The organism is Cupriavidus basilensis, from assembly GCF_008801925.2.
In the GTDB taxonomy this organism is placed as follows: Bacteria; Pseudomonadota; Gammaproteobacteria; order Burkholderiales; family Burkholderiaceae; genus Cupriavidus; species Cupriavidus basilensis.
Window position 1 is genome coordinate 3,012,289 of sequence record NZ_CP062803.1, and the last position, 23,402, is coordinate 3,035,690.

Genomic DNA, 23,402 nt, shown 5'->3' on the forward strand with positions numbered 1-23,402 from the left:
GCTACCCGAAAGCGCGGCGCTCAAGCTATGAAGCCGCATCGGCCACGCCGGCCTCATGCGCCATCGAGGAAAGGATCGGGCTGGCGGCCCCGCGCGCTGCCGCGCAGGCACCACAGGACCTGCCCGCGATAGCCAGGGCAGCCAACCAGCGTGGCCTGTGCCCGGGGCACCTCGGCGGGCAGCGGCTCGGCGAAGGTTGCCGAACGGGCCGTGATGCGCTCCTGGTAGACCCGCTGCGTGCCGCGACGGAACACCAGCACCTGCACCGGCGTGCCGCGCTCGGGCTGCAGGCTGGCATCGCATGGCAGAAAGCCGGCCTGGCCGCAGTTGGCCATGCCCTCGCCCGCCGCCTCGACCACCACGCCGAAATCATCCCACTCGAAGAGCGCCAGCGCACTCAGGGATACCGGCCTGTCGCTCATCATGCGCCAGGCCATCAGGCGGGCCACCACGCTGTCCGGCGGTCCGGCCTTGGCCAGGGTCTGCGCATGCGCGGCAGGCATGGCCAGCGCCGCCAGGCATAGCAGGGCACTCGCCGCGCGGCTGAAACGGAAGTTGCGCGGCGACTCCCGGACTGGTCTTGGCATGGAGCACTCCTCACTCGATTGGGCACGCGGCAATACCGCGCGGGTAAGCTCAGCCAGCATACAACGGCAACGCCGCACCGGCCAGGAAAGCACATCGGCAGGCGTGACACCAGCTGCCTTGGATCAAATGCACATAAAGAAATAAGAAAACTATCTGATCTGGCTATATAGAGCGACTACCCTAGCGTTATGGCTCAGCTACAATATCGGTCTTTGATAGGCCACGGCCTTCGCTCGCGCCGCGTATGGTGAACCCGGTGAACTCTGGGTTGGGCCTGCACCGGCGTGACGAGCAAGGCACAACAGGCCAAATCCATTCCCATCGAAGCCGATCCCGTTTTTCTGGAACCGAAATGACTCACGTTGTCACCGAATCCTGCATCCGTTGCCGCTATACCGACTGCGTTGACGTGTGTCCGGTCGATTGTTTCCGCGAAGGCCCCAACTTCCTCGCCATCGACCCGGATGAGTGTATCGATTGCGCGGTGTGCGTGGCGGAATGCCCGGTCAACGCGATCTACGCCGAGGAAGACGTGCCGGCCGACCAGCAACAGTTCATCGACCTGAACGCCGAGCTGGCACGCAACTGGCCCTCCATCACCAAGACCAAGGCCCCGCTGGCCGAAGCCGAGGAATGGAAGGACACGGCCGAGAAGCTGCAGTACCTGCAACGCTGATACCTGCAACACCAAAAGACAGGTCAGAAAGCCGTCCCCACCCGCGCGCTTTCCCGTAATGCCGGGCACGCCTGTGCCCACAACGTATCAGGACGAATATGGACTTGAGCATCCCTAACCCCGTCGCCGACGCCACCAACCACGTTGCCGCAGGCAACGCTGGCGGCGGTCACCCGCTGGAAATCGACGCGCTGATCGTCGGTGCCGGTCCGGTCGGACTCTTCCAGGTCTTCGAACTGGGCCTGCTCGAAATCAAGGCGCACGTGATCGACTCCCTCAAGGTGGTTGGCGGCCAGTGCGTGGAGCTCTATCCGGACAAGCCCATCTACGACATCCCGGCCGTGCCCATCTGCACCGGCCAGGAACTGACGGACAACCTGCTCAAGCAGATCGAGCCGTTCGAGCCGACCTTCCACCTGGGCCAGGAAGTGGCCGTGGTGGAGCGCCGCGAAGATGGCCGCTTCTTCGTCGAAACCTCGCTCGGCACCCGCTTCATCACCAAGACCATCTTCATCGCCGCCGGCGTGGGTTCATTCCAGCCGCGCACGGTCAAGGTGGACGGCATCGACAAGTTCGACGGCAAGCAGCTGTTCTACCGCGTCAAGGATCCGAGCCGCTTCCACGGCCGCAACCTGGTCGTGGTCGGTGGCGGCGACTCCGCGCTCGACTGGACGCTGGACCTGGTCGGCAAGGCCGAATCGGTGGTGATGATCCATCGCCGCGACGGCTTTCGCGCCGCGCCAGCATCGGTCGCCAAGATGAAGGATTTGTGCGAGCAGATGGAAATGCAGTTCCTGGTGGGCCAGATCAGCGGCTACGAGGAAAAGGACGGCCTGCTCACAGAGATCAAGGTGACGGGCGCCGACGGCGTGACCCGCCGCCTGCCGCTCGACGACCTGCTGGTGTTCTTCGGCCTGTCACCCAAGCTGGGCCCGATCGCCGAATGGGGCCTGGACCTCGAGCGCAAGCAGATCAAGGTGGACACGGAGAAGTTCGAGACCAACATCCCGGGCATCTTCGCGGTGGGTGACATCAACACCTACCCGGGCAAGAAGAAACTGATCCTCTCGGGCTTCCATGAAGCCGCGCTGGCCGCCTTCGGCGCCGCGCCCTACATCTTCCCCGAGAAGAAGATCCACATGCAGTACACGACCACCTCGCCAAAGCTGCACAAGATCCTCGGTGTCGATTCGCCGGTGTTCGACTGAGCCTGGCGCGCCTGACCCAGTGCATGGTGCAAAAAAATCGCCCTTCGGGGCGATTTTTTATGGCGGAAACCTGAAAGACCTCCTATAATGCGGCCCTGCCTCGGAACATCGGGGCGGAACCAGAAGTTCCGCAGTACCGGCAGCAAGAAATTACAGCGCGGGTGTTGACGGATAAACGAGAAACTGGTTAAAATCCTTTTCTCAGCTGTTCCCTGATAGCTCAGTTGGTAGAGCGACGGACTGTTAATCCGCAGGTCGCTGGTTCGAGCCCAGCTCGGGGAGCCAAAGAATGTGAAAGGCCCGCAAGAAATTGCGGGCCTTTTCCATTTGTGCCTTGCTGTTCGTGCATCGGAATTGGACTTGTTCGATGCGTCGTGCTTCGGCATCGAAACGTCGCACCCGGCCGTACAACCGCTGCGGGTCCCAGCCCCGCAGCCACATCCCGCCCATCCCACCTCCCCCTACTCGATCGCGATGCCGTTCTGCTTGACCAGCCGCGCCCAGCGCGTCAGCTCGGTTTGCAGGAATTGCCCGAAGGCCTGTGGACCGCTGCCGACCGGCACCACGCCAAGATCCAGCAGCCGGGCATGCACCTTGGGATCGTTGACCGCGGCCTGCACGGCCGCTGCCAGCCGCTCCACCACCTGCGGCGGCGTGCCCTTGGGCACGAAGAAACCATTCCACTCCAGCACGTCGAAGCCCGCCAGCCCGCTTTCCACCAACGTCGGCACGTCGGGCAATGCCGGCATGCGCTTGGCGGAAGTCACGGCCAGCGCCCGCAGCTTGCCGGCCTTCACATAGGGCAGGCCTGACGCCGCGTTGGCGAAGTAGGCATCGACCTGCCCGCCCATCACGTCGGTCAGCGCCGGCGCGCCGCCTTTGTACGGCACATGCAGCAGGTCGACCTTGGCCTGGCTCTTGAGCAGTTCCCCAACCATGTGTGCGGGGCTGCCGGGACCGTACGACGCATAGGTTGTCTTGCCGGGATGCTGACGTGCGTAGCCGAGGAACTCGCCAACCGTCTTGTAGGGGGCGTTGGGTGGCACCACCAGGATATTGGGCGCCGTGACCGCCAGCGAGACCGGCAGGAAATCCCTGGCTGCGTCGAACGGCAGCTTGCGCAGCGCCGGATTGACAACGAAAGTGGACGCGTCGTACAGCACGACATAACCATCGGCCGGCGCCTGCGCGACCGCCGCGGCGCCGATGGTGCCGCTAGCGCCTGGCTTGTTGTCGATCACCACCTGCTGCTTGAGCAGCACGCTCATCTGGGCGGCGATGACGCGCGCCGCGTTGTCCGCGCCGCCGCCCGCCGAATAAGGCACCACGACGCGAATCGGCTTGGAGGGATAGCTATCCACGGCCTGTGCCGCGACCAACGCCGGCAGGCCAAGGAGCGCGGTGGCGAGCCATGCGGCAAGTTGCCGGCGCCGGCCGGCATGCGCGGCCGGGGGCGACGAGGCAAAATCCGGCGGGAAGGCAGGCGAAAAAGATGCCCAGAAAGAACGTACAAGCGCTGACATGCCTGCCTGCAAACCCTGCTGCATAGATTGTCTCCTAACTATTTATGTGGCGCGGCGGGACGCCGCGCCGATGCGTGGGCACTAGGCTGGCGCCTGCCCGGAAGGTTGCCCGTACAGGCCGCACTCGAGATCGCTCTCGAACTCTTCGATCCAGCCGGCCCCTTCACTCGCGTCATAGGCGCTCTGCGCATCCGTCGCGGGGCGCCGCACGCTGACCTGGCGTTGCGCCGGGTCGCCGTCATCCGGCAGGAAGCCATCGTCGGAAATCTCGAAGTCCTCCGGCGCAAAGCCGAGCCGCGTGCACAGGGCCACGACTTCTCGTTGTTCGTCCTCGGGAAATTGGGAAAACGGATGCTTGGCCATTGCACTCTCCCGTCAAGTCGAAGCGGCGCCGCGTGGCGCGCGGCGCCATTTCCCTGTCCGGCCACTCCATGCGCGCTAGCGCGTGTGCCGGCTGTTGATGACTGCCTCGGCCACGCTCGCCGGGGCTTCCGTGTAGTGCTTGAACTCCATGGTGTAGGTGGCGCGGCCCTGGGTCAGGGAGCGCAGCGAGGTCGAGTAGCCGAACATGGTGGCCAGCGGCACTTCTGCGCGCACTGACTTGCCGCCTCCGCCCGCGATGTCCTCCATGCCGTGCACGATACCCCGGCGCGACGACAGGTCGCCCATCACGTTGCCAGTGAATTCCTCGGGCGTTTCGACCTCCACGGCCATCATCGGCTCGAGCAGGATCGGCTTGGCGCGGCGCATGCCCTCCTTGAACGCCATCGAGCCGGCCATGCGGAAGGCATTCTCGTTGGAGTCGACATCGTGATAGGAGCCGAACACCAGCGTGGCCTTGACGTCCACCACCGGGTAGCCGGCCAGCACACCCGACGCCAGCGTTTCGCGGATGCCCTTGTCCACGGCGGGAATGAACTCGCGCGGCACCACGCCGCCCTTGATGGCATCGACGAACTCATAGCCCTTGCCCGGCGCCTGCGGCGCCAGGTCGAGCACTACGTGGCCATACTGGCCGCGCCCGCCGGACTGCTTGACGAACTTGCCTTCGATGTCCTTCACCGCCTGCTTGATGGTCTCGCGGTAAGCCACCTGCGGCTTGCCGACCGAGGCCTCCACGCCAAACTCGCGGCGCATGCGATCGACCAGGATTTCCAGGTGAAGCTCGCCCATGCCAGAGATAATGGTCTGGCCCGACTCCTCGTCGGTATGCACGCGGAACGAAGGATCTTCCTGCGCCAGGCGATTCAGCGCCAGGCCCATCTTCTCCTGGTCGGCCTTGGTCTTGGGCTCAACCGCCTGCGAGATCACCGGGTCCGGGAAGCTCATGCGTTCGAGGATGATCACGTGATCGGGATCGCATAGCGTGTCACCGGTGGTGGCCTCTTTCAGCCCGACCGCCGCTGCAATGTCGCCAGCGCGCACTTCCTTGATTTCGCTGCGCACATTGGCGTGCATCTGCAGGATCCGCCCCAGCCGCTCCTTCTTTTCCTTGACCGGGTTGTAGACCGTGTCGCCGGAGTTCACCACGCCCGAGTAGACGCGAAAGAAGATCAACTGCCCGACGAAGGGATCGGTCATGATCTTGAAGGCCAGCGCGGAGAACGGCTCGTCGTCATTGGGATGGCGCTCGGCCTCCTTGTCGTCCTCGGTATGGCCGAGAATCGCGGGCACGTCCGCCGGCGACGGCAGGTAGTCGATCACCGCATCGAGCAGCGTCTGGACGCCCTTGTTCTTGAACGCGCTGCCGCACAGCATCGGCACGATCTCGTTGGCAATGGTGCGCTTGCGCAGCGCGGCCCTGATCTCGTCCTCCGTCAGCGGCTGGCCACCGAGATACTTGTGCAGCAGCTCATCGCTGGCTTCCGCCGCGGCCTCGACCATCTTCTCGCGCCATTCCTTGGCCAGTTCCAGCAGTTCGGGCGGCACCTCCCGATACTCGAAGTGCAGCCCCTGGCTGGTGTCGTCCCAGACGGTCGCCTTCATCTTGACCAGGTCGATCACACCCTGGAAGCCGTCCTCGGCGCCAATCGGTATCTGGACCGGTACGGGCGTGCCCTTGAGCCGCTCGGCAATCTGCGAGCGCACCCGGAAGAAGTCCGCGCCGACGCGGTCCATCTTGTTGACAAAGGCGATGCGCGGCACCTTGTATTTGTTGGCCTGGCGCCAGACCGTTTCGGACTGCGGCTGCACGCCGCCTACCGCGTCATAGACCATGCAGGCACCATCGAGCACGCGCATCGAGCGCTCCACCTCGATCGTGAAATCCACATGCCCGGGGGTGTCGATGATATTGATGCGATGTTCAGGATAATTGCCGGCCATCCCCTTCCAGAAGGCCGTGGTTGCGGCCGAGGTGATGGTGATGCCGCGCTCCTGCTCCTGCTCCATCCAATCCATGGTGGCCGCGCCGTCGTGGACTTCGCCGATCTTGTGGTTGACCCCGGTGTAGAAGAGGATGCGTTCGGTGGTGGTGGTCTTGCCGGCGTCGATGTGCGCGCTGATACCGATGTTCCGATAGCGCTCGATGGGGGTTTTGCGGCTCACGGTGATCTCCTGGTAGGCATCACTCAAAAGAGTAACACTTCTGCAGGCGCCGCATCGTAAGGCACGCCACGCGCGGCTCGCCGGGCCGCCACGGCCAGTGCCGGCCTACCTCGCCCTAGCTCATGCCCTTGCAAAAAGTACCGCCAGAATCACGTTCGCTCGAGTGCTGGGCGGGCAAGCGTGCCGCGGCCAGGGGCCCCATCATTGCGCGATCTGCCTCTCGCTGAAACCAGGGTCGGCGTTAATCTCCGCGTCGGTAAATGGCAGGCTAATCCAGCGCTTGTCCGAAAAACGCTCGGTCTGGTCGGCTGCATGCGGCGACGCCGGGTCCGACGACTGCGAATAGGCAAGGAACGCTTCGGCATGCGGCCCCGCGACGCTGAACGACACCACTTGCAGGTAACTGGTGCCATGCACGACCTCGCGCTTGCCATCGGGCAGGTCCCGGGTTTCCATCATGTTGTAGACACCTAGCGCATCGGCGCCACCATGGATGGGAACCCTGCGCGTGCCGCGCTGTGCGCCCTGCACCTCGCCCCAGGTGATATCAGGCCGCATGCCAGTGCTATCCACCGCATGCACCGCGTCGGCCAGCGCCCGCCGCAGCAGCCCCGCGATGGCGGCATCGCCCAGCTTCAGGCCGCGCGGCGTGCGGGCCGGATCGCGCGCATCGAACGGCACGCCCCAGACCGAGGGTTGGGTGCTGATGGCCGCGAAGAATTTCTCGAAGTAGAGATAACCGATGTTGCTGCTCAGTTCGGCCTTTCGGTCCCATTGCGCCAGGCGTTCGCAGGCGGCCCCCAGCCTGACCGGCACGCCATCGCGCGTCAGCGCTACCGGCGTGGTACGGCACAGCGTGAGCACGTCATCCATCACCTGCTCCGCGAAGTACACGCGATTGCTCAGAGTCATGGCCTTAAGCTGCGCCAGCGACATGTGGCGTCCCGGCAGGCCATCTTTGCCTGCGAGCCGGGCTTCCAGCTGCGCGATGCCAATGCGTGTACGCCCACCTTGCGGATAGCCCGACTGGCTCACCAGTGGCGAGTACCCGGTGATCGGCGCGGCCGGCTGGGTCAGCCAGGCGCTGTCGTTCGCGTTCTGCACATAGTCGTGGCGCTCGATGGCCGGCAGATGCGCGGCGTCAACGATGCCGCGTTGCGGCGTGTCTGGATAATCGCCCCAATGGCACAACGGCGTGCCGCGCAGCACAAACCGGCCTGCCGCCGTGCCTCGCCCGCATTGGGCAAGCTGAGCCTCGCTGACATTTGGCACCGGCGTTGCCGCCATGAACAATGCCGTGCCGCCGCTGTCGACCGCGATGGTGTTGTTCCACGGATTGCCCAGGACCCGCTCGACCGACTCCCTGAGCTGGCGCAGCGAACGCGCACTGTTCATCGCGTGCCACTGGGCCAGCATCCGGTGATTCTCGGTATTGGCATCGCGCAAGGCATAGGCCTTGGCCGTGGTCCAGCCGTAACCTGGCACGATGTCCGGCAGCGCCAGCACCATGCCGAAATCGCTCAAGTAGAACGTGTGCGACTCTTGCACGATGGTGCCGTCGGCGCGCCGCACGTCGATCGTCACCTGTTGGCGCCGCATCGGCCGGTAAGCGCTGCCCACGCGGTAGCGCGTGGGATCGGCCGGATCGAGCTCCAGCTCGAACAAGGTTTCATGCGCCGAGGACGTCGTGGTATGGGTCCAGGCAAACTCGCGCGTGAAGCCGATGCCAACCAGCGGGATGCCCGGCAGCGTGGCGCCCATCACATCCATTCGGCCCGGCAGCGTGAGATGCAGCTGCACCATGCGCGTAATGCCCTGCCAGGGAAAGTGGGGATTGCCCAGCAGCATGCCCTGGCCGTTCTCGGTAGCATCGCGGCCCAGGGCCACGCCGTTGCTGCCAGTCCGATAGGCGCTAGCGCGCCCTGCCACCGCCGCCTGAGCGAGCGCGGCCCGCGCACGGCGCGCCGGCTCGGGCGCGGCATTGCCACGCGGCGGCTCGGCAGCCACCAACCACGGGGCGAACGCCACCACGCCGTCCAGCGAGGTGTAGAAGCGCATCAGGCGCAACAGGTCGCGCTCGGTGATATCCCGCACCCACGGCGCGTTGCGGCAGGCCTGAGGCAACGCCGTCCGGCCGGCATCCTTCAGGAAGCGGTTGTAGCCCGCCGCATAGCCCTTGAGCAGCTGGCGCACTTCGGGCGGCTGCGCGCGCCACGCGTCGTCAAGCGCGCTGGCCTGGTTGAGCTGCGCGTAGAAGAAATCGGAGCCGCGGTTGTCGAAGAGCCGGTCCGGGTCAGCCATTGCGCTGCCACCCAGGTACCGCGCGCGCTCGCCCGCCACCGTCAGGAACTGGTCGGCCAGCACGCACACGCTATCCTCCGCCTGCGCATAGCCCACGCCGAAACCCAGGCCCGCTTCATCATTGGCCATCACATGCGGCACGCCGTAGCTCGTGCGGCGAATCTGCGCGCGGTAGCGCTCGCCCTGTACCTGCCCGCCCTCGTCCCCGCCGCAGGCGGCCAGCACGGCACAGAGCCCGCCGGCCAGCACCATGCCTCGGCCAATGACGACGCAAGCGGCCACGGCGCGACGCATGCCCGTCATGACTTGAAATCCCAGCTCATCTGCTCGAGGATGCCGACGCCGCGCGACGTGCGCATGCATTCGCTGACATAGTCCGTGATCGACAAGGGCTCGAAATCGATCTCCTCCCGGATGCGCCCGTTGTCAAAGACATAGCCAAGCTCGGCAAAGCCCGAGTACAGCCGCAGTGCGCGCTCGATCAGGCGCCGGTTGCTGTTGCGCTCCTTGCGTGCCACGTCACTCGCCAGCGCAGGCAGCTCGCTGGCCGGGCACCTGCGATAAGCTGGCTCGCCATCGATCGAGACCGCCTCGTCCATGGCGGCGATCACCTGCGCGATGGTGGGCGCGCGCGCGCCGGCCGAGAGATGGTAGGCATCGAAGGCTAGTTCGGGCTTGACCGCGAGCCGCAGCAGCGCCCGCGCGCAGTCGTCCACCGCGATCACGTCGATGCGGGTAAGCGGGCCCGCGGTGTAGCGGCGCGACTGCTGGATGATCCGGAAGAGCCAGAAGATGCTGGCCGAGGGCTGCGTGCCCAGCACGGTATGCCCCACCACGATGGAGGGACGCGCCACCACGAGCGGCAGGTCGGGGAAGCTGTGGCGCAGCAGCACCTCCACTTCCTGCTTGCTGCGCGTGTAAGGCACCAGGTGGCCGAAATCGCTGGTGCCGCCATGGCCAGCATCCCGCTCGGCAATCCGCGGCCCGCGCTGCGTGCCGCAAGCCATGGCGGTGCCGACATGAATGAAGCGCTGCAAGGCTGCGCTGCCCGCGAAGTGCGAGGCAAAGCGCAACGTATCTTGCACGTTGATGCGCGTGACCTGCGCATCGGCAGAGAACGAGGCCATCGCGGCGCAGTTGATGACATGGGTGACGCCAGCAAGGCGCGCCTGCGCGGCAGGAGAAAAATCGCTGTCCAGCGCGCCAAGCAATACGTTGTCCTCGGTGAGCCAGTCCACCCGGCTGCGCAACAGGCCGCACTGGATGGCGTTCTCGCGCAGGCGAGCCAGTGCATCTGCGGCATCGACGCCGCGCACCAGGCAGAGCAAGCGCCGGGCCAGGCCGGCGTTGATGGCGGCCACCATCACATTGCCGCCAATAAAGCCGGTGGCGCCGGTCAGCAGCAGGGAGTCAACGCCGGGCAGGCGTGTGTCACAGGCACGCGCACGGGCGGCGAGATCCTGCGCGGGCGGGCTGGCGTGCCAATCCCACATCATGGCGTTCTCCTCAGAACGTATAGTTGATCGAGCTCATGCCGAAGTACGACTGCTTGCTCTGCACGATCGGGCTTTTCGCTGCGTCCCCCAGCAGGCGTGTCGCAGCAACCAGGGTGCGCACCGACCATTCCTTGGAGAGGGTGTAGTTCCATGCGAGCGACAGCGTCGCGGCATCGAATCCGGCCTTGGGGGCGTACGCGCTGAAGGCACTGTTGGCGGCCTGCGCATCGGTCACGCCGAACAGGGTCTGCATGTAGCGGCCCGAGCCGTAATGCACGCTCGGACCGAGCGTCACCATGTGCGCACCCGACTGAATCACCGGCACGACCAGGTCAATGTGCCCGCTCAGCCCGCGTTCGCGATGCGTCAGCGGCGCGTCCAGCGTCACGCTCAATGTGGTGTCGCCGTACACGCGCGCGCCGAGCTGAAACGCGCCCATCAGCGAGCCCCGGATATCGCCCATGCCCTTCAGGTGATCGGAGCCAGGCAGGTCCACGCGGTTCTTGTCGGTACGGCCCAGCGCGTAGCCGAGCGAGGCGGTGGCAAACATGCCGTTGCCAAACTTGTAGGTATAACCAGCGCCTTGCAGCATATCGATGAAGGCGCCGTTACCGAAGTCGGCTCGCAGCACTGGCGCGCCGACAACCCGGTAGTCTTGGCTTCCCGCATAGCGCGGTGCGGCGCCGGCGGCCAGGCCAACCGAATAGGTTCTTTCCGCATGCGCTGCCGGGCACAGGCTTGCCATCGCGGCCACGAGAAGCGCGCCTTTGCACGCTGCCGGTAACCTTGCCACGCCCCCCTGATTTCTTGTTTGCTCTTGCACGGATGCTCCGCCTTGATGTCGAAGCACGCAGATTAAGGATGGCTCGGCGGGCTGTCTGTCCTGAAATCGCGCGAAATCTTGTTCAATTGTGCAAATTTGTCTTGAAGCGTCTCCGGCACCCAAACCAAGTCGTTCGCCGGATAGAATCGGCACTTTTCTGCCCCGGGGAACCCTGTCATGAGCGATACCATGGCCAAGTACAAGGTCTTACTGGTCGAGGACGATGATCGCCTCGCGCAACTTGTCAGCGAATATCTGGGCAACTACGAATTCGTGGTGGAGGTGGTACGGCGCGGCGATATCGCGGTGGCCGCCGTCCAGGCCCTGCGGCCGGCACTGGTCATACTCGACCTGATGCTGCCGCATATGGACGGCATGGAGGTGTGCCGCGGCATTCGCGCTTTCTCGCGTGTGCCCGTGCTGATCCTGACAGCGCGCGTCGATACGTATGACCAGGTGGCGGGACTGGAGATCGGCGCCGACGACTATGTGGTCAAGCCCATCGAGCCGAGGCTGCTGGTGGCGCGCGCCCGCGCCCTGCTGCGGCGTGCCGCGGCAGAGCGGGTTGCCGAGACCGCCACGCCCGCGCAGCGGGACCATGAGCTGGTATTCGGCGCGCTGGTGATTTCGCCGCCGAACCGGCAGGTGACGTGGCGCGGGCAGGAGGTGGACCTGAAGACCACCGAGTTCAACCTGCTGCTGATCCTGGCGCGCGCCGCCGGCACCGTGCTGAGCCGCGACGACATCCTCAAGGCATTGCGTGGCATCGAGTTCGATGGCATCGACCGCACCGTCGACTCCGGCATCTCGCGGCTGCGCCGCCGCTTCGAGGATGCCTCGCCCGAGCCGCACAAGATCAAGACCATCTGGGGCCGCGGCTACCTGTTCAGCCCGTCGGCATGGGAGGAATGAATGGTCCGCTCGCTACTCAAGCTCTATCTGCTGGTGATCCTGGCCGCAGCCGGCGCGGTAACCATCATCAACAACACGTTTATCCCGCTGTTCCATGAGCATTTCACCGAGACCGAACGGGAAAGCCGCAAGGGTTACGCCTTTACGCTCTCCCAATTCCTCGGGCCGCAACGGGGCCCCGAGCGCGAAGCCGCGCTTGCCATCCTGCAAAAGCACTCGCGCGAGCTGTTTGACCTGGTCGATGCCGCCAGCCTCACGCATCTCGATGCGCAGCAACGCAGCGACCTTGCCGCCGGCAAGCTGGTGCTGAGCCAGGACGCCAAGAACTACTACCTGCCGCTGCGCGATGGCCAGATCCTGCACGCGTATAGCGAGGAAGACGACCACACCAACATCTCGGTGCTGGCCTACGGCTTGATCGCCCTCGCCACCTTGCTGTCGATCATCGCCTGGGTGTGGTACCACTGGCGCGACCTGGACAAGCTGCAGCAGGCGGCAAGGGATTTCGGCAACGGCAAGCTGTCGACCCGGGCCAACCTGCCCCGGCGCTCCAACATCGCCGCACTCGCCAGGCAATTCAATGAGATGGCCGAACGGATCGAAGCCTCGATCGTGCACCAGCGCGAAATGATGCACGGCATCTCGCACGAGCTGAAGACGCCCATCGCGCGGCTGGAGTTCGGCATCGCGCTGCTGCAGTCGGCCGGCACAGGCGAAGCGGAGCAGGCGCGCCAGGCGCTGCGGCTGGAAGACCTGCGCCGCGACGTGCGCGAGCTCGACGAGCTGGTCACCGAGCTGCTGACGCTAGGCCAGCTTGAGCAAGGCGCGGCGCCGATGATGCTGATGCGCGTGTCGGTGAGTGAGCTGATCGATAGTGTCGCAGCCAGCGTGGCCAACGAGGTGGCGGATAACAAGCTCACGCTGTCGGCCTATGCCAGCGGCCCCGCGCCCCACCATGTCTGCGATCCGCGGCTGGTGGCGCGGGCGCTGCTCAACCTCTGCCGCAACGCCACCCGCTACGCGCGCAGCGCCATCCGCCTGCACGCCGAGACCAACGCCGCAGGCACATTGACCTTGACGGTGGAGGACGATGGCCCCGGCATTGCGCCGGAGGAGCGCGCCCGCATTTTCGAGCCCTTCCACAGGCCCGATTCCAGCCGCAATCGTCATACCGGGGGGTTCGGCCTGGGACTGGCCATTGTGCGGCGCATCGTGCTGCTGCATGGCGGCCAGGTCAGGCTGGACAGCAGCAGCGAAGGCGGCGCGCGCTTTGTGATCAGTTTGCCAGCCATGGACAAGCCCGCCATGCCCGGCAAGCCGGCGAGTTGAGGAGCCGCTCCCATGAAATGGTCGACGATTGTTACCGTGCTGCTCGCGTGGATGGGCGCCTGCGCCGCCGCCGGCTGGCTGGCGATGGCGTTTTCCGGCCTCACGGCGCAGTAATAGCGCGGTAGTGACGGAATCTGCCCACGCAACAAAACAAAAAGCCTGCCGGGACTCCGGGCAGGCTTTTTAGTAGAATACGGTCTGGTTGCGGGGGCAGGACTTGAACCTGCGACCTTCGGGTTATGAGCCCGACGAGCTGCCAACTGCTCCACCCCGCGTCAGAGGGGCGTACTATACGCCACCCTGACGTATTTGCATAGCTTTTCCGGCACGCTTTCTTGACAGCGTTTACGTAAACGTGTAAAAGCAAGTGGGCGCATTCTTTGCGCTCAAAAAAGGATTTTTCCATGGAAACTGGTACCGTCAAGTTCTTCAACGCCCAGAAGGGTTTTGGCTTCATCACCCCGGACGCTGGTGGCAAGGACTTGTTCGTCCACATCTCTCAGGTTCGCGGGGGTGCTCCGCTGCAAGATAACCAGCGAGTGCAATACCAGTCGCAGCAGGGCAAGAAGGGTCCTGAAGCGGCCAATGTTTCCCCCGTTTGAACCCGCCGCTTTGCGGCAATGCTAAAGGACAGAATTGACTAAGATCGTCTTGAAACCAGGTGAGCCCGTTGAAGTTGCAATGCGGCGTTTCCGTCGGGCCATCCTCCAGACCGGCCTGATCGTTGAACTCAAGAGCCGTACCGCTTACGAGAAGCCCACGACCGAGCGCAAGCGCAAGAAGAAAGCCGCGGAATCGCGCCTTCGCAAACGCCTGCGCATGCAGATGTTGCCGAAGAAGATGTACTGATTCGGCACAGCAAGCGGCGAGCGCGCTTCGACGCGTTTCTGCCGCAGGCCGCATAAATCCGCCAGTCATTGCCTGGCGGATTTTCTTGTTTTAGCGGCGCCGTCGGATGTCCGGCCCTCCGTGGCCTGACAACCGCCGACCAGCCCTGATACCGCCCTGCCCATCGCTCCAATCGGATCGAGCGCGGCCGGCGCCATGCTTGCGCTCGCCCTTTGCGTGCGACACGGCCAGCACTTTCACTCCCCTCTTCGCTTTTTATTGGCTCCAGACGCACGTATGTGCTGCTGCCGCCTTGCCTCGCACTAACGCTACAAAACTACGGCACTTGCCGCTGCAACTGGCAAAAAACAGGCCGCACAATGCATGGCGGCCCGCTTGCTCGGCAACGCCCCCCTCCCCTGCCTCAGCTGCGCGCCGCAATCAGCGCGCCCGCGCCAATCAATGTGATACCGCCCGCGCGCTGTACATTGGCCTGGGCGCGCTGGGTAGTGAGCCGCTTGGCCAGCGCACGCGCCAGCAGCGCGTAGACAGCGGCGTTGGCGCTCGCCATCACCACGAAGGTGGGAATCAGCACCACGGCCTGCGGCCAGAAGGCCAGGCGTGCGTCAAGGAACTGCGGCACGAAGGCCACGAAGAACACGATGCTCTTGGGATTCAGCGCGGTGACCAGCCATGCCTTGGCAAAGCGCTGGCGGCTGCTGCCGGACTGTGCCGTGACAGCCATGGCGCCGGCACGCGAGGCGCCGCGCAGGGCCTGGATGCCCAGGTAGACAAGATAAGCCGCACCGGCCCACTTCAATGCCGTGAACAAGGCCGCCGAGGTGGCCAGCACTGCGCCGAGGCCGGCCATCGACAGCGTGAACGCGGTCAGGTCGCCCGCGGCAACGCCAGCCACGGTCGCATAGGCGGAGCGGCCACGATGGGCAAGCGCATCGCCAATCACCAGCAGGATGGTCGGGCCGGGAATGATCAGTACGACGATGCTTGTCAACACAAAGGCCAGCCAGTGCTCGAAGGACATTGCGACTCCAGGTTTCGTTGATTGGGCATCCCGCGGGTGACACATCAGTATAAGCAACATGGCTTGCTGGTGACAGCGGCGCCGGCCTTGCCGCGTCTCAGCCAGCCGGCATCGGAAAAACCAGGCAGGTGGTAGTGGCGTAAGCGTAGAGCTTGCCCTGCGTGTCGACGATGCGGCCCTCGGCAATCCCGATCTGCGTGGTCAGGCTGATGACCTTGCCCTCCGCGCGAATCGGGCCGGTCTTGACGGTCAGCGGGCGCACGTAGTTCACCTTCAGCTCCAGGGTGGTGTAGCCCTTGCCGGCCGGCAGCATGGTGTGGACAGCGCAACCCACGCAGGAATCGAGCAAGGTCGCGGCATAGCCACCGTGCACGCTGCCGATCGGGTTGTAGTGCTGCGGGCCGGGTGTGCCCTGGAAGACGAAGCGTCCCGCTTCGAACTCCACCGGGAAGAAGTCCATCAGTTGCGCAATCGGCGCACCCGGCAGCTTGCCAGCCAGCATGTCCTCGAAGAACTGCAGCCCGGCGCGTTCGCTCAACTGCGCGAGCGTTGCCACGCCCGGCCCTCCCAGCCTGGCGCGCGCTAGTCGTTCAGCTTCCTGCCACTGTGCCAGCGTGTCTTGCGCACTCATCTGCTTTGTCTCCATGATCCGCTCTGATCTGTTTTTGTGTCCCGTGCACGCAGCTACTTTTGCGGGTATGCGCGCCCCGGCGCGAACCAGCACGATAACCGCATCCGCGCATTCTTGCTGCAGCGCGCCACAGAGCATCCGCGCAGCTGCCTGCATAATGGTGGATATTGCGCCTGCGGCGCGCCCAACTCCCGCTCCTGCCTTGACTGCCATTCTTGAACTACGCAATGTAAGCAAGCAATACGGCGACACCGTCGTGGTCGACGATCTCAGCCTGAGCGTGCAGCGCGGCCAGTGCTTCGGCCTGCTGGGCCCGAACGGCGCCGGCAAGACCACCACGCTGCGCTTGCTGCTGGGACTGACCACGCCGGCGTCCGGCACGCTCACGCTGTGCGGCGAGCCGATTCCACAACGTGCGCCGCAGGCCCGCATGCGAGTGGGCGTAGTGCCGCAGTTCGATAACCTCGATCCCGATTTCACCGTGGTGGAGAACCTGCGCATCTTTGGCCGTTACTTCGGCCTGGAGCGCGCCGTGATCGAGGCGCGCGTGCCGGCGCTGCTGGAATTCGCGCGGCTGGAGAGCCGCGCCAAGGCGCAGGTAAGAGACCTGTCGGGCGGCATGCGCCGGCGGCTGACGGTGGCACGCGCCTTGATCAACGACCCCGACCTGCTGGTGATGGACGAGCCCACCACGGGGCTGGACCCGCAAGCGCGCCACCTGATCTGGGAGCGCCTGAAGTCGCTGCTGGCCAATGGCAAGACCATCCTGCTGACCACGCACTTCATGGAAGAAGCCGAGCGCCTGTGCAACTACCTGTGCGTGATCGACAGCGGCCGCAAGATCGCCGAAGGCAAGCCGCATGAACTGATCGACAGCCAGATCGGCTGCGACGTGGTGGAAGTGTATGGCGACAACCTGGAGCCCCTGCGCGGCGAACTGCACCCGCTGGCGACGCGCACCGAGATGAGCGGCGAGACACTGTTTTGCTACGTCAAGGAGCCCGCGCCATTGCTGGCGGCGCTGCACGGGCGCACCGGCGTGCGTTACCTGCACCGCCCGGCCAACCTGGAAGACGTTTTCCTCAAGCTGACCGGCCGAGAGATGCGGGACTAAGGCCAGACTGACAACGGAATGAACATGAGCGAACAAGATCCCCGCCCCGCCGTCGCGCCGGCCGCCCCCACCGCGGCGCGCCCTGGCGCCGCGCCGCGGCAGCATTACCCGCAGCCGCTGTTGCCGATGAACATGCGCAACTGGACCATGGTCTGGTACCGCAACTTCATGGTGTGGAAGAAGCTGGCGATTCCCTCGATGATCGGCAACCTGGCCGATCCGATGATTTACCTGTTCGGGCTTGGCCTCGGACTTGGCCTGCTGGTGGGACAGGTCAACGGCGTGTCCTATATCGCCTTTCTCGCGGCTGGCACCACGGCGTCCAGCGTGATGATGTCGGCGAGCTTCGAGTCGATGTATTCCGCCTTCTCGCGCATGCATGTGCAGCGTACCTGGGAAGCCATCATGCATGCGCCGCTGACGCTCGGCGACGTGGTGCTGGGCGAGATCATGTGGGCCGCCAGCAAGGCGGTGCTGTCGGGCATGGCCATCATGCTGGTGGCCGGCGTGCTGGGTTATGCGCAGTTGCCGGGCGCGCTGCTGGCGCTGCCCGTGATCGTGCTGGCGGGCATCGCGTTTGCCAGCCTGGCCATGATCGTCACGGCGCTGGCGCCCAGCTACGACTTCTTCATGTTCTACCAGACGCTGGTGATGACGCCGATGCTGCTGCTCTCCGGCGTGTTCTTCCCACTGGAGCAATTGCCCGCGGGCGCCCAGGCCGCCACCCAGGTGCTGCCGCTGGCGCATGCAGTGGCGCTGATCCGCCCCATCATGCTGGGGCGCCCGGTCGACAACCTGGCGCTGCACCTGATCGTGCTCGGTGCCTACGCAGCCGTGGCGCTGGTGGTGGCGCTGGTGCTGCTGCGCCGGCGCTTGCTGCGCTGAGGTTGCGGCATAGGGAAGGGACTGCCGCGAGCGCCCGCGCCGGACATGCATCCTGGCGCGGGACGCGATGACAAGCAACCTGCGCCTTCCGTTCTGTTTCTGTTGCCCTACGGCTTGTGTTGCTGATCGCGCACTCTGCTAAAATGCGAACGATTATCGTTTAGATTATCATTCCATCACGCAGGTGAGCAGCTCATGCCGGCAGGCAACACATCGCTAGACCTCCGTTCCCTCTATTGCTGCGATCACCACGGCTGGCTCCATGACTGGCACCGCGCCGCGCTCGCTCGCCTGGACGTGCCGCGCGCCACCAACGTATGCCTGGAGACCGCCCCGTGAATCGCGCCCACCGCTTCCGCCCCTCCCCGCGCGCGCTTCGGCGCGGCGCGCTACTGCTGCTGGTCGCCGGCACCGCCGCCGCGCTGTGGATGGCACAGCGCCCGGCCGTCGACTACGTCACCGTGCCGGTGGCGCGCGGCGACATCGAGGCCACCGTCAATGCCATCGGCACGCTGCAGCCGCGCCGCTATGTGGACGTGGGCGCGCAGGTCTCCGGGCAGATCCTGCGCCTGCACGCGCAGCCCGGCGCGGTGGTCGACAAGGGCAGCCTGCTGCTGGAGATCGACCCGAGCGTGCAGCGCGCCACGGTGGATGGCGGCCGTGCCGCGCTCGCGGGACTGCGCGCGCAGCTGGCCGACCAGTTGGCGCAGCACCGGCTGGCGGGCCGGCAACTGGCGCGTCAGAAGGCCATGGCGGCCGACGGTGCCACCCGCGACGAAGACCTGCAGGTTGCCGAGGCCGCCTTCGATTCCGCCGCCGCCAAGCTCGACCGGCTGCGCGCGCAGATTGCCGAGACCCAGGCCTCGCAGCGTGCCGAGGAAGCGCGCCTGGGCTATACGCGCGTCTACGCACCGATGGGCGGCACGGTGGTATCCGTCGAGGCGCGCGAGGGCCAGACCCTCAACGCCACCTACCAGACCCCTAACGTGCTGCGCATTGCCGACCTCTCCGGCATGACGGTATGGACCGAGGTGTCCGAGGCCGACATCGCGCGCGTGCGGCCCGGCATGCCGGTGTACTTCACCACGCTGGGCAGCAACGACCAAGGCTCGCCGCGCCGCTGGACCGGCACCGTGCGCCAGGTGCTGCCGGCCCCGCCCAAGACGGCCAGCGCGGCAGCCAGCGGCGACGGCAATGCCCCCGCCGCGGCCACCAAGGCAGTGGTCTACACCGTGCTGTTTGATGTCGACAACGCGGACGGCGCGCTGATGCCGCAGATGACGGCGCAGGTGTCCTTCGTTGCCGCGCACGCGCGCAACGTTGTCACCGTGCCGCTGGCGGCGCTGACCGCCAGCGCCGACGCGCCCGGCATCTTTGCGGCGCGCGTGCTCGATGCGAACGGCACGCCGCAGGCGCGCCGCGTGCACGTCGGCGTGCGCAGCCGCCATCTGGCCGAAGTGCGCGAGGGCCTGCGCGACGGCGACCGGCTGGTCACCGGCGAGCACGTTCGCGACGGCGTGCGGTGGCTGAAATGGTGAGCACCGCCAACGTCGACAGCAGTGCAACCGGCACAAACGGGCAGCCGCTGATTTCGCTGCGCGGCATACGCAAGCGCTACGGCGGCGCCGGCAAAGGCAGCGCCGCGCACGGCAACCAGCCGCCCGCAGTCGAGGTGCTGCACGGCATCGACCTGGACATCCATGCCGGCGAGTTTGTGGCCATCGTCGGTGCTTCCGGCTCGGGCAAGTCCACGCTGATGCATCTGCTGGGCTGCCTGGACCGGCCCAGCGCCGGCACCTATCACTTCAACGGGCACAATGTGGCCAGCCTGGATGCCGATGCGCTCGCCTGGCTGCGGCGCGAGGCATTCGGCTTCGTGTTCCAGGGATACCATCTGGTCGCCACCGACTCCGCCAGCGAGAACGTGCAGGTGCCGGCCATCTACGCCGGGCTGCCCGAGGCTGAACGCGCCGCGCGCGCGGCCGCGCTGCTCACGCGCCTGGGCATGGCGGACAAGCTTCACCATCGCCCCAGCCAGTTGTCCGGCGGCCAGCAGCAGCGCGTGTCGATCGCGCGCGCGCTGATGAACGGCGGGCGCATCATCCTGGCCGACGAGCCCACCGGTGCGCTCGACAGCAAGAGCGGCGCAGAGGTCATGGCGCTGCTGCGCGAACTGGCCGCTGCCGGACACACGGTGATCCTCATTACCCACGACCGCGGCGTGGCGGCGCAGGCCAGGCGCGTGATCGAGATCCGCGATGGCTGCATCGTCGCCGACAACGCGGGCGATGCCGCCCAAGTGACTGCTCGCAGCGACACAGCCGTCCTGCCGGCATTGCCCACATTGCAAATACCAGGCAGGGCACGCGCCGATGGCGGGGCCACGCTGCTGGCCGACATCCGCGAGGCCGCGCGCACCGCCTGGCGCGGCATGCGGCTGAACCGCGTGCGCACCGGGCTGACGCTGCTTGGCATCATCATTGGCGTGGCATCGGTGATCGTGATGCTGGCCGTGGGCGAAGGCGCGCGCCAGCGCGTGATGGCGCAGATGGGCACGCTGGGCACCACCATCATGTACCTGGGCAGCCGCCCTCCCCCCACCGGCGGCCCCGCCGGCCAGCTAACGCCGGAGGACCTGGAGGCCATTGCCGCGCTGCCCTCGATCCATAGCGTGATGCCGGTGATCGGCGACCCCATTACCGTGCGCCGCGGCAACGCTGACCGCCAGCTCTATGTGTTCGCCGCCAGCGCGGAGATGCCAGCCGTGCATCACTGGCAGGTGGCGCAAGGCCGCTACTACACCGCGGCCGAGGACCGCGACCTGGCGCCGCTGGTGGTGCTGGGCCACAAGGCGCGCGAGCACTTCTTCGCCGGCATGGCAAATCCGCTCGGCCAGCAGTTGCTGATCGGCAATTCGCCGTTCGAGGTCATCGGCGTGATGGCCGAGCGCGGCGCCGACTCCGGCGCGCAAGACTATGACAACATGGTCTTCATTCCCTACCAGGCAGGCCGCGCCCGCGTCTACCAGGCGCAGACGCAGCCCGACTATGTCGTGGTGGAAGCCGCCTCGTCGGCGCAGGTGCATGCCGCCGAAGCGGCCATGCATGCACTGCTGCTGGCCCGGCACGGCGGGCGCGAGGACTTTTCCATCGGCAATGCCGCCGCGCGCCTGCAGGCCGAGGTAGCCACGCGCCGCAGCATGTCGATGATGCTGGGGCTGATCGCGGCGGTATCGCTGCTGGTGGGCGGCATCGGCGTAATGAACGTGATGCTGATGACGGTACGCGAGCGCACCCGCGAGATCGGCATCCGCATGGCCACCGGCGCGCGCCAGCGCGATATCCTGCGGCAATTCCTGACCGAGGCCACCATGGTCACCGTGCTGGGCGGCGCGGCGGGCCTCGCCGCCGGCCTGCTGGTGGGGGCGGCGCTGATCGCGGCGGGGGTGCCGACGGTGTTTTCCGTGTCGGCCATGGCGGGCGCTTTCGGCTGCGCGGTGGCAACCGGGCTGGTGTTCGGCTACATGCCGGCACGCACCGCGGCGCGGCTGGATCCGGTGGTGGCGCTGGCGGGCGAATAGCGGTAGCGAGCGGCCCGGGGGAGAGTATGATGCCGGGCACGGCGCAAGGTGTCCGGTGTACCTGGAGACTAGGCGCCGGCCGCCCACGTCACCTCCACCGTCCCGCAAGCGCGAGCAGTGCCCATGCCATTTCCAATGTACGTCCGCGTCGCGCCAGCGAAGAAAAAGCCGCAGCAGAGCCGCCTCATGCGCGCTGCTGCAGCATTGGCCGCTTTGGGCCTGTGCGGCGCCATGGCCGCTTGCAGCGTGGTTGGCGCCACCGTGGCGGTGGGCAGTGCTGCGGTCTCTACCGTGGCCACGGTTGGCTCCGCAGCAGTGAGCGTGGGATCGACCGTGGTCGAGACGACCTACGACGTGACCAAGGCCGGGGTCAAGGCCGTGGCCGGCAGCGGCGACGACGCCGTGCCGGCGCACTGAGCGCTCGGGCGCCTTGGCTCCCTGATGCTTTAGCCCTGCAGGCCGCGCAGCAAGTCCGCCTTCAGGTCTGCTACCGATTCGAGGCCGACAGCCAGGCGGATCAGCCCTTCGCCGATGCCGGCGGCCGCCTTGGCTTCCGGGCTGACGCGTCCATGCGTGGTTGTGTAGGGATGGGTCACGGTGGTGCGCGTGTCGCCCAGGTTGCCGGTGATCGAGCACACGCGTGTGTTGTCGATCACGCGCCAGGCATTGGCGCGCTGCTGCTCCGGTGACTCCCCCTTGAGTTCGAACGACACGATGGCGCCGCCGCCGCTTTGCTGGCGCTGGGCCACCTCGTACTGCGGGTGGGACTTCAGCGCCGGGTGATATACGCGCGCAACCGCCGGATGCGACTCCAGGAACTCGGCCAGTGCCAGCGCGCTCTGGCTGTGGCGCTCCATGCGGATCGCCAGCGTTTCCATGCCCTTGAGCAGCACCCAGGCGTTGAATGCCGACAGCGTCGGCCCGGCCGTGCGCACGAAGGGGAACACCTTGCCCATGATGAAATCGTGCGAGCCCAGCACCGCGCCGCCCAGCACGCGGCCCTGCCCGTCGATATGCTTGGTGGCCGAGTGGACCACGATGTCGGCGCCGAATTTCATCGGCTGCTGCAACGCTGGCGAGCAGAAGCAGTTATCCACCACCAGCAGCGCGCCAGCGTTGTGGGCAATGTCCGCCACCGCGGCGATGTCGGCCACTTCGGTGAGCGGGTTGGACGGCGTTTCCAGGAAGAACAGCTTGGTGTTCGGCTTGACCGCCGCGCGCCAGGCCGCCAGGTCGGTGCCATCGACAAAGGTGGTTTCCACGCCGAATTTGGCGAAGATGTTGGAGAACAGCGTCATGGTGGAGCCGAAGATGGCGCGCGAGCTGACCAGGTGATCGCCCGCTTGCATCGACGACATGACGATCGACATGATCGCGCTCATCCCGGATGCGGTTGCCATGCACGCCTCGGCGCCTTCCAGGGCGGCCAGGCGGCTCTGGAACATCGCCACCGTGGGGTTGGTGAAGCGCGAGTAGGTGAAGCCCGACTCCGAATTGGCGAAGCGCTCCGCGGCCTCGGCAGCGCTGTTGAAGCAGAAGCTGGAGGTCAGGTACATCGCCTCCGAGTGCTCCATGAACTCGCTGCGCATGGTGCCGGCGCGCACGCCAAGCGTATCGATGCCGAGGGAGTCGAGGGGAAGCGGTTCGTTCATGATGGGGAGGCGGTGGTACCCGCGCGGTTATCCGTGTAAGTGGTGGTAGCCTGGCTGCCCCGGTTGCGCGCCGGCGGCAGCAATAAAAAAGCCCGTGCGATCTTTGGCCGGGGGCCGAATCGACGGGCTGCTTGTGTTCGTTGGGATAGGCCCCGCGCTGCGGCGGGAATCCGGCTTGCCAATGTGCCTGTGGGGCGCACAACCGGGAAGCCGGCGTTCCGCTTTAGCTGTTTCGGGCATTTCCCTGTGACGGGCAATTTCCTGTTC

Annotated in this window: 22 protein-coding genes and 2 tRNA genes; 13 read left to right on the forward strand and 11 right to left on the reverse strand. The window is 66.0% G+C overall.

The annotated features are described in order from the left end of the window. Window positions 1–53 precede the first annotated feature (53 nt). Complete coding sequence (locus F7R26_RS13890; RefSeq protein ID WP_150983140.1) at window positions 54–587, reverse strand: hypothetical protein; 534 nt, start codon at window positions 585–587, stop codon at window positions 54–56. Between the two features lie 353 nt (window positions 588–940). Between F7R26_RS13890 and fdxA the strand changes: the two genes are divergently transcribed. The 3 genes from fdxA (at window position 941) to F7R26_RS13905 (ending at window position 2,757) form a co-directional block, all read left to right on the forward strand. Continuing rightward, window positions 941–1,264, forward strand: coding sequence for a ferredoxin FdxA (gene fdxA, locus F7R26_RS13895; protein ID WP_045235607.1), 324 nt, complete (start codon window positions 941–943; stop codon window positions 1,262–1,264). Window positions 1,265–1,362: 98 nt separating this feature from the next. After that, window positions 1,363–2,472: an NAD(P)/FAD-dependent oxidoreductase gene (locus tag F7R26_RS13900; protein WP_150983139.1), complete on the forward strand. Its 1,110-nt coding sequence runs from the start codon at window positions 1,363–1,365 to the stop codon at window positions 2,470–2,472. 209 nt (window positions 2,473–2,681) lie between these two features. Then, window positions 2,682–2,757, forward strand: a tRNA-Asn gene (locus tag F7R26_RS13905). A gap of 176 nt (window positions 2,758–2,933) precedes the next feature. Here the strand turns inward: F7R26_RS13905 and F7R26_RS13910 are convergent. The 6 genes from F7R26_RS13910 to F7R26_RS13935 all read right to left on the reverse strand — a co-directional run bounded on the left by F7R26_RS13910 (window position 2,934) and on the right by F7R26_RS13935 (window position 11,084). Beyond that, entirely contained in the window at window positions 2,934–3,995 is a 1,062-nt protein-coding gene (locus tag F7R26_RS13910; RefSeq protein ID WP_150983138.1) for a tripartite tricarboxylate transporter substrate binding protein, read from the reverse strand. An 81-nt stretch (window positions 3,996–4,076) separates the two neighbouring features. Then, a complete protein-coding gene (locus tag F7R26_RS13915) occupies window positions 4,077–4,358 on the reverse strand; it encodes a hypothetical protein (RefSeq protein ID WP_150983137.1) in 282 nt (93 codons plus the stop codon). Between the two features lie 75 nt (window positions 4,359–4,433). Then, the gene (gene fusA, locus F7R26_RS13920; protein ID WP_150983136.1) at window positions 4,434–6,542 is read right to left on the reverse strand and encodes an elongation factor G; all 2,109 of its coding nucleotides are present in this window, start codon (window positions 6,540–6,542) and stop codon (window positions 4,434–4,436) included. Window positions 6,543–6,743: 201 nt separating this feature from the next. Then, a complete protein-coding gene (locus F7R26_RS13925; RefSeq protein WP_170301715.1) occupies window positions 6,744–9,146 on the reverse strand; it encodes a penicillin acylase family protein in 2,403 nt (800 codons plus the stop codon). Next, window positions 9,143–10,339, reverse strand: a complete 1,197-nt coding sequence (locus F7R26_RS13930) for an SDR family oxidoreductase (RefSeq protein ID WP_150983134.1) — start codon at window positions 10,337–10,339, stop codon at window positions 9,143–9,145. The genes F7R26_RS13925 and F7R26_RS13930 overlap by 4 nt, the downstream gene beginning before the upstream one ends. Before the next feature lie 10 nt (window positions 10,340–10,349). Continuing rightward, window positions 10,350–11,084, reverse strand: coding sequence for a MipA/OmpV family protein (locus tag F7R26_RS13935; protein WP_150983342.1), 735 nt, complete (start codon window positions 11,082–11,084; stop codon window positions 10,350–10,352). A 255-nt stretch (window positions 11,085–11,339) separates the two neighbouring features. Here F7R26_RS13935 and F7R26_RS13940 point away from each other — a divergent pair, with 255 nt between their 5' ends. Further along, complete coding sequence (locus F7R26_RS13940) at window positions 11,340–12,074, forward strand: response regulator (protein ID WP_150983133.1); 735 nt, start codon at window positions 11,340–11,342, stop codon at window positions 12,072–12,074. Next, window positions 12,075–13,403: an ATP-binding protein gene (locus F7R26_RS13945; protein ID WP_150983132.1), complete on the forward strand. Its 1,329-nt coding sequence runs from the start codon at window positions 12,075–12,077 to the stop codon at window positions 13,401–13,403. It abuts the gene before it with no gap. Between the two features lie 199 nt (window positions 13,404–13,602). Here the strand turns inward: F7R26_RS13945 and F7R26_RS13950 are convergent. Further along, window positions 13,603–13,678, reverse strand: a tRNA-Met gene (locus F7R26_RS13950). A gap of 129 nt (window positions 13,679–13,807) precedes the next feature. Between F7R26_RS13950 and F7R26_RS13955 the strand changes: the two genes are divergently transcribed. Continuing rightward, a complete protein-coding gene (locus F7R26_RS13955) occupies window positions 13,808–14,005 on the forward strand; it encodes a cold-shock protein (protein WP_006158572.1) in 198 nt (65 codons plus the stop codon). A gap of 34 nt (window positions 14,006–14,039) precedes the next feature. After that, window positions 14,040–14,252 carry a 30S ribosomal protein S21 gene (gene rpsU, locus F7R26_RS13960; protein WP_006158571.1) on the forward strand — a complete coding sequence of 71 codons (213 nt, stop codon included), beginning with the start codon at window positions 14,040–14,042 and terminating at the stop codon, window positions 14,250–14,252. 403 nt (window positions 14,253–14,655) lie between these two features. Here rpsU and F7R26_RS13965 read toward each other — a convergent pair whose 3' ends face one another. Both F7R26_RS13965 and F7R26_RS13970 read right to left on the reverse strand, forming a co-directional pair. Next, window positions 14,656–15,273, reverse strand: a complete 618-nt coding sequence (locus F7R26_RS13965; protein WP_150983131.1) for a LysE family translocator — start codon at window positions 15,271–15,273, stop codon at window positions 14,656–14,658. 97 nt (window positions 15,274–15,370) lie between these two features. After that, the gene (locus F7R26_RS13970; protein WP_150983130.1) at window positions 15,371–15,904 is read right to left on the reverse strand and encodes a PaaI family thioesterase; all 534 of its coding nucleotides are present in this window, start codon (window positions 15,902–15,904) and stop codon (window positions 15,371–15,373) included. Between the two features lie 202 nt (window positions 15,905–16,106). Between F7R26_RS13970 and nodI the strand changes: the two genes are divergently transcribed. The 6 genes from nodI to F7R26_RS14000 all read left to right on the forward strand — a co-directional run bounded on the left by nodI (window position 16,107) and on the right by F7R26_RS14000 (window position 21,900). Next, on the forward strand, window positions 16,107–17,018 hold the full coding sequence (gene nodI / locus F7R26_RS13975) for a nodulation factor ABC transporter ATP-binding protein NodI (RefSeq protein ID WP_150983129.1): 912 nt from the start codon (window positions 16,107–16,109) through the stop codon (window positions 17,016–17,018). 24 nt (window positions 17,019–17,042) lie between these two features. Then, window positions 17,043–17,903, forward strand: coding sequence for an ABC transporter permease (locus F7R26_RS13980; RefSeq protein WP_150983128.1), 861 nt, complete (start codon window positions 17,043–17,045; stop codon window positions 17,901–17,903). A 195-nt stretch (window positions 17,904–18,098) separates the two neighbouring features. Continuing rightward, entirely contained in the window at window positions 18,099–18,242 is a 144-nt protein-coding gene (locus F7R26_RS13985) for a hypothetical protein (RefSeq protein WP_170301714.1), read from the forward strand. Continuing rightward, window positions 18,239–19,441: an efflux RND transporter periplasmic adaptor subunit gene (locus tag F7R26_RS13990; RefSeq protein WP_241754320.1), complete on the forward strand. Its 1,203-nt coding sequence runs from the start codon at window positions 18,239–18,241 to the stop codon at window positions 19,439–19,441. The genes F7R26_RS13985 and F7R26_RS13990 overlap by 4 nt, the downstream gene beginning before the upstream one ends. After that, window positions 19,435–21,483 carry an ABC transporter permease gene (locus F7R26_RS13995; protein ID WP_150983126.1) on the forward strand — a complete coding sequence of 683 codons (2,049 nt, stop codon included), beginning with the start codon at window positions 19,435–19,437 and terminating at the stop codon, window positions 21,481–21,483. The genes F7R26_RS13990 and F7R26_RS13995 overlap by 7 nt, the downstream gene beginning before the upstream one ends. A gap of 123 nt (window positions 21,484–21,606) precedes the next feature. Then, window positions 21,607–21,900, forward strand: a complete 294-nt coding sequence (locus F7R26_RS14000) for a hypothetical protein (RefSeq protein ID WP_206702524.1) — start codon at window positions 21,607–21,609, stop codon at window positions 21,898–21,900. Window positions 21,901–21,929: 29 nt separating this feature from the next. Here the strand turns inward: F7R26_RS14000 and F7R26_RS14005 are convergent, their stop codons facing one another. Further along, window positions 21,930–23,135 carry an O-succinylhomoserine sulfhydrylase gene (locus tag F7R26_RS14005; protein WP_150983124.1) on the reverse strand — a complete coding sequence of 402 codons (1,206 nt, stop codon included), beginning with the start codon at window positions 23,133–23,135 and terminating at the stop codon, window positions 21,930–21,932. Window positions 23,136–23,402: the final 267 nt, after the last annotated feature.

Bases quoted from the DNA above. Each gene is read 5' to 3' on its own strand.
- F7R26_RS13945 (WP_150983132.1), top strand. From the start codon at position 12,075: ATGGTCCGCTCGCTACTCAAGCTCTATCTGCTGGTGATCCTGGCCGCA.
- F7R26_RS13890 (WP_150983140.1), bottom strand. From the start codon at position 587: ATGCCAAGACCAGTCCGGGAGTCGCCGCGCAACTTCCGTTTCAGCCGC.
- fdxA (WP_045235607.1), top strand. From the start codon at position 941: ATGACTCACGTTGTCACCGAATCCTGCATCCGTTGCCGCTATACCGAC.
- F7R26_RS13985 (WP_170301714.1), top strand. From the start codon at position 18,099: ATGCCGGCAGGCAACACATCGCTAGACCTCCGTTCCCTCTATTGCTGC.
- F7R26_RS13995 (WP_150983126.1), top strand. From the start codon at position 19,435: ATGGTGAGCACCGCCAACGTCGACAGCAGTGCAACCGGCACAAACGGG.
- F7R26_RS13925 (WP_170301715.1), bottom strand. From the start codon at position 9,146: ATGACGGGCATGCGTCGCGCCGTGGCCGCTTGCGTCGTCATTGGCCGA.
- F7R26_RS13955 (WP_006158572.1), top strand. From the start codon at position 13,808: ATGGAAACTGGTACCGTCAAGTTCTTCAACGCCCAGAAGGGTTTTGGC.
- F7R26_RS13965 (WP_150983131.1), bottom strand. From the start codon at position 15,273: ATGTCCTTCGAGCACTGGCTGGCCTTTGTGTTGACAAGCATCGTCGTA.
- F7R26_RS13910 (WP_150983138.1), bottom strand. From the start codon at position 3,995: ATGTCAGCGCTTGTACGTTCTTTCTGGGCATCTTTTTCGCCTGCCTTC.
- F7R26_RS14005 (WP_150983124.1), bottom strand. From the start codon at position 23,135: ATGAACGAACCGCTTCCCCTCGACTCCCTCGGCATCGATACGCTTGGC.
- F7R26_RS13900 (WP_150983139.1), top strand. From the start codon at position 1,363: ATGGACTTGAGCATCCCTAACCCCGTCGCCGACGCCACCAACCACGTT.
- F7R26_RS14000 (WP_206702524.1), top strand. From the start codon at position 21,607: ATGCCATTTCCAATGTACGTCCGCGTCGCGCCAGCGAAGAAAAAGCCG.
- F7R26_RS13980 (WP_150983128.1), top strand. From the start codon at position 17,043: ATGAGCGAACAAGATCCCCGCCCCGCCGTCGCGCCGGCCGCCCCCACC.
- F7R26_RS13940 (WP_150983133.1), top strand. From the start codon at position 11,340: ATGAGCGATACCATGGCCAAGTACAAGGTCTTACTGGTCGAGGACGAT.
- F7R26_RS13970 (WP_150983130.1), bottom strand. From the start codon at position 15,904: ATGAGTGCGCAAGACACGCTGGCACAGTGGCAGGAAGCTGAACGACTA.
- F7R26_RS13935 (WP_150983342.1), bottom strand. From the start codon at position 11,084: ATGGCAAGCCTGTGCCCGGCAGCGCATGCGGAAAGAACCTATTCGGTT.
- F7R26_RS13930 (WP_150983134.1), bottom strand. From the start codon at position 10,339: ATGATGTGGGATTGGCACGCCAGCCCGCCCGCGCAGGATCTCGCCGCC.
- F7R26_RS13915 (WP_150983137.1), bottom strand. From the start codon at position 4,358: ATGGCCAAGCATCCGTTTTCCCAATTTCCCGAGGACGAACAACGAGAA.